The organism is Bacteroides helcogenes P 36-108, from assembly GCF_000186225.1.
Lineage (GTDB): Bacteria > Bacteroidota > Bacteroidia > Bacteroidales > Bacteroidaceae > Bacteroides > Bacteroides helcogenes.
Genome location: NC_014933.1, coordinates 3,194,586 through 3,208,265, shown reverse-complemented (window position 1 = coordinate 3,208,265; position 13,680 = coordinate 3,194,586). Strand labels below are relative to the sequence as shown.

The 13,680-nt window shown below is 38.0% G+C and carries 12 protein-coding genes and 1 pseudogene; 8 read left to right on the top strand and 5 right to left on the bottom strand.

Features of this window, described 5'->3' with window-relative positions:
• Window positions 1-88 precede the first annotated feature (88 nt).
• On the top strand, window positions 89-532 hold the full coding sequence (locus BACHE_RS13195) for a PH domain-containing protein (RefSeq protein WP_013548208.1): 444 nt from the start codon (window positions 89-91) through the stop codon (window positions 530-532).
• 32 nt (window positions 533-564) lie between these two features.
• On the opposite strand, the pseudogene BACHE_RS13190 reads toward BACHE_RS13195, so the two are convergent.
• Window positions 565-932, bottom strand: a pseudogene (locus tag BACHE_RS13190) (JAB domain-containing protein).
• A gap of 813 nt (window positions 933-1,745) precedes the next feature.
• Between BACHE_RS13190 and BACHE_RS13185 the strand changes: the two are divergent.
• The 5 genes from BACHE_RS13185 (at window position 1,746) to BACHE_RS17935 (ending at window position 5,074) form a co-directional block, all read left to right on the top strand.
• Entirely contained in the window at window positions 1,746-1,982 is a 237-nt protein-coding gene (locus tag BACHE_RS13185) for a helix-turn-helix domain-containing protein (RefSeq protein WP_013548206.1), read from the top strand.
• A 3-nt stretch (window positions 1,983-1,985) separates the two neighbouring features.
• Window positions 1,986-2,666 carry a DUF7833 domain-containing protein gene (locus BACHE_RS13180; protein WP_013548205.1) on the top strand — a complete coding sequence of 227 codons (681 nt, stop codon included), beginning with the start codon at window positions 1,986-1,988 and terminating at the stop codon, window positions 2,664-2,666.
• A 74-nt stretch (window positions 2,667-2,740) separates the two neighbouring features.
• A complete protein-coding gene (locus BACHE_RS17625) occupies window positions 2,741-2,887 on the top strand; it encodes a hypothetical protein (protein ID WP_187289272.1) in 147 nt (48 codons plus the stop codon).
• Between the two features lie 315 nt (window positions 2,888-3,202).
• Window positions 3,203-4,243, top strand: coding sequence for a virulence RhuM family protein (locus tag BACHE_RS13170; RefSeq protein ID WP_013548203.1), 1,041 nt, complete (start codon window positions 3,203-3,205; stop codon window positions 4,241-4,243).
• Window positions 4,244-4,297: 54 nt separating this feature from the next.
• Window positions 4,298-5,074 (top strand): response regulator transcription factor, encoded by a 777-nt coding sequence (locus BACHE_RS17935; RefSeq protein WP_013548202.1) that lies wholly within the window; start codon window positions 4,298-4,300, stop codon window positions 5,072-5,074.
• 115 nt (window positions 5,075-5,189) lie between these two features.
• On the opposite strand, the gene BACHE_RS13160 is transcribed toward BACHE_RS17935, so the two are convergent.
• From BACHE_RS13160 to BACHE_RS17830, 4 genes are all read right to left on the bottom strand, one after another.
• Complete coding sequence (locus tag BACHE_RS13160) at window positions 5,190-5,552, bottom strand: hypothetical protein (RefSeq protein ID WP_041579851.1); 363 nt, start codon at window positions 5,550-5,552, stop codon at window positions 5,190-5,192.
• Window positions 5,553-5,562: 10 nt separating this feature from the next.
• On the bottom strand, window positions 5,563-7,875 hold the full coding sequence (locus BACHE_RS13155) for an outer membrane beta-barrel family protein (RefSeq protein WP_013548200.1): 2,313 nt from the start codon (window positions 7,873-7,875) through the stop codon (window positions 5,563-5,565).
• A gap of 307 nt (window positions 7,876-8,182) precedes the next feature.
• Window positions 8,183-10,531, bottom strand: coding sequence for a TonB-dependent receptor domain-containing protein (locus BACHE_RS13150; protein WP_013548198.1), 2,349 nt, complete (start codon window positions 10,529-10,531; stop codon window positions 8,183-8,185).
• Between the two features lie 178 nt (window positions 10,532-10,709).
• Window positions 10,710-10,910, bottom strand: coding sequence for a tyrosine-type recombinase/integrase (locus BACHE_RS17830; RefSeq protein ID WP_245530945.1), 201 nt, complete (start codon window positions 10,908-10,910; stop codon window positions 10,710-10,712).
• A gap of 263 nt (window positions 10,911-11,173) precedes the next feature.
• On the opposite strand from BACHE_RS17830, the gene BACHE_RS13145 reads away from it, so the two are divergent.
• Window positions 11,174-12,406: a site-specific integrase gene (locus BACHE_RS13145; protein ID WP_013548197.1), complete on the top strand. Its 1,233-nt coding sequence runs from the start codon at window positions 11,174-11,176 to the stop codon at window positions 12,404-12,406.
• Between the two features lie 13 nt (window positions 12,407-12,419).
• Window positions 12,420-13,676, top strand: coding sequence for a site-specific integrase (locus BACHE_RS13140; protein WP_013548196.1), 1,257 nt, complete (start codon window positions 12,420-12,422; stop codon window positions 13,674-13,676).
• The last annotated feature ends 4 nt before the right edge of the window (window positions 13,677-13,680 follow it).

The window sequence follows — 13,680 nt, the reverse complement described above, 5'->3', positions numbered from 1 at the left end:
ATCTAAGATTTATTTTATACTGTTCTGATTAATATGTATTTTTGTCCTCTGATAATAAAACTGTGCAATCAATTAATTTACAAAGACTATGAGTTATATTCAAAATAACCTACAAGCAGGTGAAGAAATAAAATATAAGGCAGATATTCACTGGTATATATTCGTATATCCGGCAATATTATTATTAGTGGGTGCTTTCTTTTTATCTGCACAGACAGGCTTCATTTATTATATAGGCTTACTTTTGTTATTGTTAGGGCTGTTCCAGTTAATAAAAAGAGTTCTCCTAAAGATAGGGGCTGAATATGTTGTTACAAATAAAAAGGTCATTCTAAAATCAGGTATTCTAAGTCGGGACGCTCTTGAATTGATTTTAAGTAAATGTGAGGGACTACGGATTAATCAAAGTATTATGGGACGTATTTTAGGTTTTGGCTCTATTGTCGTAACTACGGGTGGGGCAACAAATAGATTTAACTTTATTGCCAATCCTATGAAATTCAGAAACGAAATCAATGCGCAAATTCAATAATTAGAGAAAGTATTTAAAGAACAAAAAAGGGCTTATAAAAGCCCCTCGTCCGCAAAACTGTAATAACTTTCTTCTGTTAGGATAATATGGTCTAACGTGAGAGGATAATCCCCGAAGCATGAGCTTTCAAAGCTGTTTGCAGGATGATTTTTACGTCCATTACCGTTTCAGCCATGCCGCCTTTAGAGATAAGGGAAACGCCTAAAGCCTTGTTAGCCCGATTAAGGAACATTACATAGCTTTCTTCATGGTGTTCCATACATTCTACATAGAACGGTTTCAGATGGAAAAGTGTATCATTATAAGAAGTTTCAGAAGAGAGGATTTTTATTCTTTCGGATGCTTTTACATTGTTTAGGATAAACTTTATACCTTGTTGATATGCATACCTATTTCTTATTTATATATACAACAAAGTAAACTCTTGTCGGCTTGTTACCTTTTGGTTCTCTTAAATTGTAGTGCGGAACTATTTCTTTATAGAAATATTGGGCGTTTGCTTGATTATTAGACACTTGGCTATTTTCGTGCGTAAAAGTGGTGATTACTTTTGGTGCGTAATTTTAGTGATTACTTTTACTGCTTAGTGATGTTGTGCAAACATTTAATGATGGAGTGTTGATAATGTTTAAAGTGGGGTCGTAAGCCATAATCCCTTTGTTTATAGGTATTTAGGGACAAAGAAGAGGAACAAAGTATTAACCTTATTCCTCTTCTTATGTGATCCGCTTGGTATCTGAAATTAGCCCAACTTTTTTGAGCTTCAGAAGCGTTATCTCTTTAATTTTTAAAGGATTATCATTATTGTTGAACGGCTCAATATCAAAGTGTAACACACCACCGTAACACAGATATCAATTCTCTATAGCAATTGCTTTAATAACAATTCTACATTGCAAATGTACGATAATTATTTCAAAATGGGTTCAGAATTTGGGGTTAAAATACGATACAATCGCTTATATCCTAAATTTGCTGCCTTTCATTTATGCAAGTCTCTATATTCGGTATTCTTATCTTTGATTTACCTATCCCTTTCCTCTTTTCTCTCTGGTATGAGTATGATTGATGGTATGATTTATTCGCATTTGCTGAAATCGTGTTAAGATTAGACTGTTTTACATTCGAGTTGTCTTTTTAGTCCTGTCCTGCTCTGTAATTTTGCGTCATGTTCCGATAACAAACATCGGAAATGCCAATTTAAATATTAGATATGAAACAGGAAACATACATAAAAGTCGTGAACGAGGTCGTTCAAAGAATAGGAAAACATGTAGATGTGGTGATGGATGTAAAACAAGTCTCTGAATACTTGGGCTTGTCTGTTGGAGCAGTCCGTAAGCGCTGCCAGCGAAACCAACTTCCCTTTCATCGAAATGCGAAACATCTTTATTTCAGCAAGATGGAAGTAGATGCCGTTTTACTTGGTCGTAACAATTCAATCGGATGAAGTATGACCTATATAGATTATATGAACCGATTTTGGAAAGTGAATGAAGAAGCTCCTTTCAGCGCAAGGGAAACACAACTCTATTTCTTTTTGTTGGAGGTGTGCAACCGCCATCATTGGAAGATGCCTTTCAATTGCCCCACTTGCCGTGTTGTGAATACGATTGCATTTACTCGCCAAACACTTGTATTGGTTCGTCAACGTTTAAAAGAGTGTGAAATGATAGACTTTGTAGAGGGCGAAGGTAATAGAGCCGCTCCATCGTACACTTTACTGGCTATGTCAACTGACAAGACTAACAACTTGACTATTATAAAGAATAATAAGAATAAAGACAATACTAATCTTATTATTGGGAAAGATGAACTTCTTGAGTTGGAAGAATTGAAAGGTTTGCTACTTGCTGATAACATATGGCTTGAAAATGTGAAAACTTATCTTTTTCAAGGGGAATTTCAATCGAATATTGACTTGTCGAAATGGTTGTCATCATTCTTTGCCTATCTCAAGGCTAATGGAACTATCCATAAAGGATTGGAGGATAGTAAACGTCACTTCGTGAACTGGCTCATGAAGCAAACGGATAAACCCATCCATAAGTCTGTAGTGAAAAAGCCGAGTAATGTCTGTGTAGTCTTAACCGATGACAACAAGAATAAATTCAAAGATATAAAAGGATGGTAGCTATAAATACAAATAGTAACCCTATACAATTCGATTCAATTATAGAAGACTTCAAGAAAAGAGGAATTAATCTTATGCCAAATTCACTCAAAATACAAATACCCAACGCAAAAAAGTATTTGCAGGATGGTCTTGCTTATTTCGTGGGTAAAGACTATGAATGGCTTTCTGAATATGATGCCATAGTGGATTGGATGACCGACAACAAAGGCAAAGACTAATCAATACATGTAAGTGATAGCTATACATACTTTATGCCCGTATATCAGGAAAAAAACAAACGTCCTACAACCTCTATTCAAATACCTGTTCCGCATTTATTGAGCTGATTCTACAATGGCCATTTTTAGGGAACAACTGTATGTCTTGAAAAAGAATAAAAGATTGAACTAATAAGTTTATGCAATAATGCATCATACGAAATAATTATCAACTATACAAATCATCACATGCTTAAATGCAATATCATCCGATAAAAGCCTTCAATGGCTGAAATATTTCGTACCTTTGCAACGCATTTACAATGATTTAGATTTATGGCAAAGAAATATATTAGGAATAGTACTGCTGAGTTTCTCATCTTCAATTTAGAAGCAAAGGAACAAGGTGTAGAAGTAATGTATCGTGATGAGTCCATTTGGGCTACTCAGAAAGCCATTGCAACCTTATTTGATGTAGGTGTGCCTGCGGTAAGCAAGCATCTTTCAAATATCTACAATGAAGGAGAGCTTAGTCAAGAGGCAACTATTTCCAAAATGGAAATAGTTCAAACTGAGGGTATGCGTGAAGTTACCAGAAGTGTTGATTACTATAATCTTGATGCCATCATATCAGTAGGCTATCGCGTAAATTCAAAAAGGGCTACACAATTCAGACAATGGTGTACGGGGGTTATTCGGCAATTTTCTATCAGAGGATATATCATTGATAAAAAGCGAATGGAAAACGGAGCATTTCTTAATGAAGACTACTTCGAACATTTACTTGCTGAAATACGCGAGATACGTCTTAGTGAACGCCGCTTCTATCAAAAAGTAACCGACTTGTATGCCACATCTATTGATTACAATCGTGACGCTCCAACTACACGTTTGTTCTTTAAACAAATGCAGAATATGATGCACTATGCTGTTCATCAACACACCGCTGCTGAAATGATTGTGGCAAGAGCTAACGCAGAAAAAGAGCATATGGGATTGACAACCTGGGAAAATGCGCCAACTGGAAAAATTGTCAAAACAGATGTGTCCATAGCTAAAAATTATCTTAAGCAAAATGAATTAGAATCTATGGGGAGGCTTGTTAATGCTTTTCTTGACATTGCAGAGGAAAGAGCAAAAAGACACATTCCTATGACCATGGAGGATTGGTCAAAAAATATAATTCAATACTTCACATTTACTGGACATCCCATACTAAAAGGTAATGGTGTGGTTAGCCATGATGATGCCAAATTGTTTGCTGAAACAGAATTTGAGAAATATAGAGTTGTACAAGATTATCTCTATAATTCGGATTTCGACAAGCTTAGTAATGGAAATTTGCCTTTTATAGACATACCGGATGATAAATTATGAAGAAGTGATTGTGTAAAATGAAATAGAGTAAACGCTTAAATAAGTTAATCTTCCATGGATAAGATAAAGGATACTCAAGCCATCAATCGTTTCTTCAAACCGATTGAATGCAAGTTGAATATATCGGCTGAAGAATATCATAATCTCCAGGCGTGTATTGCTATGGTTGATGCTGCTTCACGAACAACAAATCAAAGTTTGTACATAATAGACTATAACAAAAAGAATTTCCTTTTTGTTTCAAACAACCCACTGTTTCTATGTGGTTATTCCCCCGATGAAGTAAAGGAAATGGGATATGGATTCTATCTAAAAGTAGTACCTGAAGAAGAGATTGGTATGCTTATGGAAATAAATGAAGCAGGTTTCGATTGGTTATATCATCACCCCAAAGAAATTCGTTTAGATCTGACGATAGAATACGATTTCCATTTGAAGAATGAAAGCTCTATGCCATTAATGATTCATCATCAACTTACTCCGATTTTACTGAATGAAGAGGGTGATATTTGGCTTGCCTTATGCAATGTGTCTCTTTCTTCTGCTACAGGACATGGCAACGTCACAATGAATCAAAGGAATAGCTCTGCTCATTACGAATATTCATTTGTGACCAGACGATGGAAAGAGGTCAACAATATCGCGTTAACAGAACGAGAGTCGGATATTCTTCGCTATTCCATTAAAGGATTATCCAACACCGAAATAGGAGAAAAATTATTTATTGATGCAAGTACCGTAAAGTTTCATAAACGAAAGATATTTGACAAACTTCATACTGACAATATTACAGAAGCTATAAATGTCGCAGTCTGCAAGAAATTAATTTAGGAATTTATGCCCATCAAGTATATTTGAGATAGTAAAGATGTCCTTCAATCACATATACTGAAAAGCAACTTTTTAAAGAGAGAATTCTATATCAATCAAAAGCTTCTTCGTTTCCTTACATAAGGAAGACCGGACTTAATCCATCTGCATCACTATCATTCTGAAGATTGTTCGTGAATACCAAATAGAATTTTGGGAGATGGGCTACCGCCTGATGCTCTTCTATGTATATTTCCATTTTCCGGCATGCATTTTTATACACACTATCACTACAAGGCTTTAACCCTTCAGCCTGCCTTAAATCAATCTTCCCTGCATTCCAGAATCTGATATACCCAACAACATATCTCTCTACAGCTTTCTCAAGAGTATCTCCACTTTTCATTAACGACTCAACAGTCATTGTTGTTGAAGATGTCTGATGAATGCCAACTACAGCCCACGACAAGTTGATGTATTTAATTTGCTTTTCTTTCATGATGCTGTCATTATAATCCAATACGTGAAGTATCAACCACACGCATCTTTTTCTGTTTGAATGAATTGAACACATAGCGGACATTTAGCGATACCTGACGAAAGTCTTTATCTGTCTCCATTTTTATATTCTGTGGCTGATAGTGATAGGCTACACGGAATTTATTTGTATTGAAAAGGTCGGTCGCTTTCAGGATTACACTCCAACCGCTATTTTTAGGTTTCCATGAAAGACCTCCTGTCGCATACCCAAATCCTTCTATTCTATTAATGTAGAATGACTGTGGCAGTCTATAAACCCCACCCAACTGCAATGCCAACGTTTTAGATTTATTGAGTGTAAAATTATTATTCAACGAAATAACTCCTGTTATCTTCTTTGCATTAAATGATATTTCTTTCATTTGCCCTTTTTGATTTGAATAGAAGAAATCCATATTTAACTGAGTATTGAATGCACCGCTCCATGAATAGGGAATTACGCCTATGATACCATATCTGTTTGTGTAATCGACATTAAACCTCAATGTGCTCATTTGTAATTTATCAGGTTCCATATAACAACAATCAAGAATATCGTCTGGACTGAACGAAGCATATACCCCTGCAATGTATCGGCTCTTCCATACATGGTTCAGATGAATTTCGTAAGAGGAGGTAGGTTTCAGGTCAGGGTTTCCGACTGCCACCTTATAGCTGTTCTCGTACCTTTTCGCTTCACTGGTATAATAATAACGAGGATAAGTCCGTTCTGTCGATAACGTGAACAGCAGGCTGCGGCTCTTGGTTATATTATAACGAAAGTTTATCGTCGGAAAGATATTGAATTGGTTCCACATGGTATATGAGCCACTCTTGTTCTTCATACGAGCATAAAAGTACTGGACAGTAACACCTGCCGATAAGGAGACTTTTTTGCCTGATTTTTGTGACCAATTTATAAACGCATTGGCAGATTCTTCGGTCTGCTCCGAATGGTTGTCATAATTATCCAAATTACCGGATGCCCACTCATTGCTGAACGTACTGTTGGAAACAGAATAGCTGACATCCATCCCATAAGAAATTGTTCCGATTCCTACTTTATTGCTATTATTCAGGTAGATACTGCTTTTTTTTACCTTCTGAACATTATCAGACAAGAGATGATTGTCAGTACTTGTCCCTTTCTCCATTAAATCCTGCTTGGTGTCATAATCAAAGAACACAAAATCTCCACCAATACTAAAGTTGCGATGACGGTACTCTATATTGGCAATATGCATATATTCATCGCCCTTTATGGTACTATTGTTCTTACTGACTTCTGTACCGTCAAAAAACAGTGGGGCTTCCGTCATTATCTTTCTGTCCGTATGCTTGATGTCATAGAAAAGAGACAAAGCGTCCTTGTTCTTGAAATCATAGCAGAATCTACCTGTAACTCTTTGTCCTGACAAATCTGTAAGATATGAAAGAGGCTCGGTTATATGATATACTTTATCACTTATATTGTGATAAGTATCGGTAAAGCCCTTGTTGAGTTTGTCGGTAGTGGCAATGCCACAGGACAAATCAAACGACCAACGCTTCTGTATAAGGTCAATATGCCCCCCTAATGCCTGATAATACTTTCGTCCGAGATACCCTGTCGTATAAACATCACCGCTGGTTTTTAGTTTGTCACTGCGCTTCTTCTCCATTACTACGTTAATGGACGCGCCACGCACTCCATATTGTTCCGGAGTATTGTAATTCACCTCCACGCTCTTAATCTGATAAGCAGAAGTTGTGGCTAACAGACTTTTCAATTCATCAACACTCATACTGCTTCTTCGACCATTGATGATAATGCTCGTGTTGTTGGCTCCCGCTACGGAGTAACTGTCGTTCTCCTTGATAATGCCGGGTACTTCGTCAAGTATATCCAACGCATTGGTTACCGGACGGTCTTGGATAATCTGCTTGGCATTATAGACCAAACCTCCGCTACCATTGACTCTCACGATAGGGCGGGATGCCTTTACCACCACTTCTTTTAAATTTTCGCTTTTTTCTTCAAGTACAATGGGTGAAGGTAATAATCCATCCGTAACAGAAAGCAGCCTTGTTTGGTAGGATATATGCTGAATAATCAGCCGATAGTTATCCATTTCTTTTTTGAATGAGAAATGCCCTTCCGCATCGGTGATGCAAGCATCCACAAAAATAGAATCTGGAGTTTGAAGAACTATTGATGTCCCGACTATCACATTCTTTTGAGAATCGACAACAGTTCCCTTAATTTCTCTTGCTTGTGAATAAGATACAAGCAATAGGGAGATACAAGCAATCAAATATTTCATGAGTATTCGTGTTTAAAATTTACAGACAACTCCAAGTCCATCTATGTATATTTCAATTTTTCGACATGCTTTTTTACATATATCATCACAGCAAGGTTTTAATCCTTCAGTTAGCCTTAAATCAATCTTCCCTGCATTCCAAAATCTGATATCCTAAACAACATATCTCTCTACTGCTTTCTCAGAAGTATCTCCTTTTTTCATTAACGACCCAACAGTCATTGTCGTTGAAGATGTCTGATAGATGCCTATTACAGCCCACGATAAGATGATATATTTGAGTAGCTTTTCTTTCATGACGCTGTTCTTATAATCGGTTCTTCTCATCAAATTTTATATTTTTCTTCTGTACTTTCAATTTACGATTTCCCCATTTATAGACAATACTCATACGAACATAACGGCTATCGTAATAATTGTCATATATCTGTTTGTTATTTGCAGAAACTTTCTCTCGTTTTACGAGATCCTGCCTAAACAAGTCGTTTCCATACAGATTCAGTACTAGGTTATTATCCATAAATGAGCATTTCAAACCTGCACTAAAATTAGCATAGCTTTTATCATAAGTTACACCTACTCGATAAGGCATATTCTGTGTGTAGCTTATATATAGTTGGAAGCGTTGCTCTTTATCGAATGAAATGGTATTATTTATCTTATAATCAAAAGAATGTCCGTTTTGAGCTGTATAATTACCCGATTTAATGTTGGACTTATTATATATATAATTACCAGCAACATACATATTCCACCAACTAAACACGTTCAGCGAATAATTCAAATTTATGCCAAATTGTTTGTTGTTGTAGATATTTTCATAGGTGCTATATGTCGAATTATCTTCGTTTACGTATAACATCTGACCATAGGCATTATCTTCTTTCTGATAATAGGCAGTAAAGGATAAATTGTTTTTGAATATATAGCCAAATTCAAAATTGTCTGCAAAAGAAGGACGCAATGACGGATTACCTTCATCTATATTGTTAGGGTTTGTGTACCATTTGAAAGGATTAACTGCCCTGAAATATGGTCTGTTTATTCTTTTGGCATAGTTTAGATGAATATTATGAGAAGAATTTGGCTTGTAAGTGATATACACGGTTGGGAATAATTTGCCATAATCTGTCTTTACATCTTCAATGTTACTATGCGGTGTTACTCCCTTTACAAACGTATGTTCATAACGTATACCGGCTTGGGCTGAGAAATGCTTATTTAGTTGTTTCCTTGCACTGAAATATCCGGCAATTGTCTGTTCATCATAATTAAACTCATTGCATCGACCAGAGTATGCCACATATTCATTATCTATATAATTGAAATATTTCATGTCCGAACGATTGGCTATATCACTGTATTTTACTCCCGTTTCGATTTTGAATGATTGGAAAGGAAGTTCAAGATTAGCCTCTCCAGTAAATATAGTATAATTGACATTGCTTGGTTCTTTTACCTTGTAGCTATAATTTGAGCTTTCATTAAAAGTGGTAAAGTTCACTTCCTTATCAGGTGAATGATGCGTATAATTTGCAACCAGTCCTAGTTTTTTCCCTATGCTATCAAGCTTCAGATCATAATATACGTTTAGGGTATGGGCAAGAGTATTACCATCCTGCAATGACCTAGTTGTCAGAGTTGAGTCTAATTGGTTATAATTGTAGTATGAATAACAGTTATCAATATCAATAATTGTCTTACCATAACTAAAATCATAGACTGCACCAATAGTTGATGATGGTGAGAAATTGTAGTCATACTGAATGTTTGCGCCAATGTTGTTGTAATCATCAATTCTGGAAGTAACGCTATTTTGTACATAATTCTTGCCTAAAATTTGATAGGCTTCATCCACCCGACCTTTGCTTTTACTCTGACGTACTTTTAATGAGAAAAAAGAATTGTCGGAACGTTTATTCACCATAGCATTAGTACCATCACCAGCATACGAACGTTGTGTGTATGTCAGACCAACCGTGCCGTTCCAACCAAGATTTGGATTTTTTTTCGTTACAATATTTATTAGGCCACCATTACCACCAGCTTCGTATCTGCTTGGTGGCGTTGTTATCACTTCAATGCTTGATACATCATCAGATTGTAACGTCTTGAGGTATTGAACAAGGTCATTGGCACTCAGATAAGAAACCTTACCGTTTAACATTATCTTTACATTTGATTTTCCTATTATTCCAATTGAACTGTCTGTTACTTTAACCAATGGTGTCTGTCTTAACAGATCCATAATATTATTACCTTGTGAAACCGGACTGTTTGCGACGTTGAAGACCATCCTATCGATTTCTCTTTTTATAATCGGTTTATTTCCTTTAACCACAACTTCCTGTAACATTTGGTCATTAGCTCTCATCTGTATTGTACCTAAATTATCTTTTTCTATTCTCTGTGAAATAGATTGAAAACCTATATATGATATATTTATAAGTTTTGCACTGCTATCTTTGGGAATAGAGAATAACCCATTCTCATTAGTTATTGTACCTGCTAAATAACTCGAATCAGCTCTTTGAAGTACAATATTTGCATAAACCACTGGATTATTGTTCTCATCTACAACATTTCCAATAATGTTTTGTGCCCATGTATCTGTGATGTTAATAGCGATGAGCAATAAAAAAATTATCTGCTTCATATACTTGTTTTATTTAATTTCAAGCTGCAAAGATCTGAGATTATGAGCATAAATAAACTAACCTATAGGTTAGTTTTAAAGCATAGAAGTGATTCCCTTACTTTTTTTGATGGATTTATGTAGATTTTTGTTGGTGTGTGTGTTAGAAGCTTGGCGGTAACATCTGTTGCACTTATTCTTATTGCCACATACTAAACAAATGCTTGTCGATGTTCTTTGACACAAATTCAATCGGCATCTTGGCGTAGTGTTCTGTTGTTTTTATGGAGGTGTGTCCCATAAAGACCTGCAACACTTCTTTTGGAACACCTTGCCCAAGCGTGATTGTACAGGCGAAGGTATGCCTTGCAAGATGGAAAGTGCCCCATAAAGCAGGCAAAAGAGAGATAGTAAGGATAAAACGTAAGTTGTTAGAAATGAACTGAATTGCATTATTTTGCAGAGTTATGAAAACGCAAAAGGATACGGAATATTGAGATTGTTCAGTTACCAAACCGTTAGCCGTCTGTTACCGAAAGGACTTTAGGTAACGGTGGGCAAGGAAAAGAAGCCCTCACCGTTTATTTTGCACTTATACACAATGTTTTGCGTATCAAGGAACGCTTATAACAGTAGTAATTTTGCCAACTAAAAATAAGCGTTATGAAAGTAGAAAAATTCAAGGTGCTGCTCTACCTTAAAAAGAGCGGACTGGACAAGTCGGGCAAGGCTCCCATCATGGGACGCATCACCGTGAACCGTACCATGTCGCAGTTCAGCAGCAAACTGTCCTGCACTCCCGAACTATGGAATCCGAGGGAAAGCCGACTGAACGGCAAAAGCAAGGAAGCTGTGGAAACGAATGCAAAGATTGACAAATTACTCTTGGCAGTAAACAGTGCATTCGATACCCTTGTTGAGAGAAACACGGACTTTGAGGCGGCAGATGTCAAGGAGAAGTTTCAGGGCAGCATGGAAACACAGATGACCTTGCTGAGAATGACAGATGTAATCTGTGACGACATTAAATCACGCATCGGCATAGACCGTGCCAAATCCAGCTATTCTACATACCATTACATGAGATGTACACTTGCGGAGTTCATCGGGAGCAGGTACAAGACAAAAGACCTTGCTTTCGGACAGGTTGATGAGACGTTCATCCATGACTATCAGAGTTTCGTCACCGGGGAGAAGGGATATGCCATTGATACGGTCAGGCATTATCTCGCCATCCTGAAAAAAGTATGCAGGAAAGCATTCAAGGATGGTTATGCCGACAAGTTCCACTTCCAACATTTTACTCTGCCTAAGCAAACAGATAAGACTCCGAGAGCGTTGAGCCGTGAATCGTTTGAGAAAGTCCGCGATGTGGAAATACCGGAATACCGTAAATCGCACCGTCTGGCAAGAGACCTCTTCCTCTTTGCCTGTTATACCGGAGTATCCTACATTGACATTGTAACCATCACCGCAAAAGACAACCTGTTTACGGATGAGGACGGTGCTCTGTGGCTTAAATACAGAAGAAAGAAGAATGAACTCCGTGCCAGTGTCAAACTTCTGCCCGAAGCCATCGCACTGATTGAGAAGTACAGGGATGAGAACCGTGATACACTGTTTCCGATGATGCACCATCCAAACCTTAAACGCCACATGAAAGCGTTGGCGGCTTTGGCTGAAATCAAGGATGATTTGTGCTATCATCAAGCCCGGCACAGTTTCGCCTCGCTTATCACGCTTGAGGCAGGTGTACCCATTGAAACCATCAGCAGGATGTTGGGACACTCCAATATTACCACCACACAAGTTTATGCCCGTGTAAGCCCTAAGAAACTTTTTGAGGACATGGACAGGTTCATAGAAGCCACCCAAGATTTCCAACTAACCCTTTAAAACAAGAAATGAAATGAGAAGTACATTCACACTCTTACCCTATATCAACCGCAGCAAGGTAAAGGCTGACGGAACAACTGCCATACTCTGCCGAATTACCATTGACGGAAAACAGACCGCCATCAGTACAGGCATCAGCTGCAAACCCGAGGAATGGAACAGCAAGACGGGTGAGATAAGGAACAACCGAGAGAACAACCGCCTTCAGGAGTTTTGCAGACAGACGGAAAAGGCATACGATGAAATCCTCAAATCAAACAGTGCGGTCAGTGCCGAGACTTTGAAGAACCATATATGCAAGCAAAATATCCTGCCGACCACACTGCTTGAAATGGGAGAAGTGGAACGTGAACGTCTGAGAGTGCGTTCCAAAGAGATAGATTCCATATCAAGCTACCGTGCATCCCGATACTACCAACAATATGTTTCGGAGTTTCTGCTCTCAAACGGCAAGAAGGACATCCTTCTTGAAGATGTTACGGAAGAGTTCGGCAAGTCGCTCAAGGCTTATCTGAAAAATGCCAAGAACTTAGGCTACGGACAAATTAACCACAGTTTGCGTTGGCTGAACAGGCTCATGTATCTTGCCGTGGACAAGGAAATCATACGTGTGAACCCCATTGAGGATGTGGAATATGAGAAGAAGCCTGCCCCCAAGCACCGGTATATCAGCCGTGACGAGTTCAAGAAAATACTTGCAACCCCGATGCACGACAGACGCATGGAGCTTGCCCGACACGCATTCATATTCTCATCCCTTACAGGGCTTGCCTATGCCGACATCGAGCTGCTCTATCCCCACCATATCGGGGCAAATGCAGAAGGACGAAGATATATCCGCATCAACAGACGGAAGACGAAAATTGAAGCTTTCATTCCGCTGCATCCTATTGCGGAAAAGATACTGACACTGTATAATACGACCAATGACGAACAGCCCGTATTCCCTCTTCCGAGCCGTGACGCACTCTGGTTTGAGATACACGAGTTGGGTGTTGCTATCGGTAAGGAGGAAAACTTGAGCTATCATGCCGCAAGGCATAGTTTCGGAACCTTCCTTATTTCGGCAGGACTGCCCATTGAGAGCATTGCCAAGATGATGGGGCACTCCAATATCTCCACCACACAGGGATATGCACGTATCACAGATGATAAAATATCCAAGGATATGGACATACTGATGGAACGCCGAAAAAAGAATTCGGCTGGCGAAAAAAGCAAAGAAGAACCGACCGATAAGACTGATAAGAAAGTAACGACTAAAAAATAAAGAC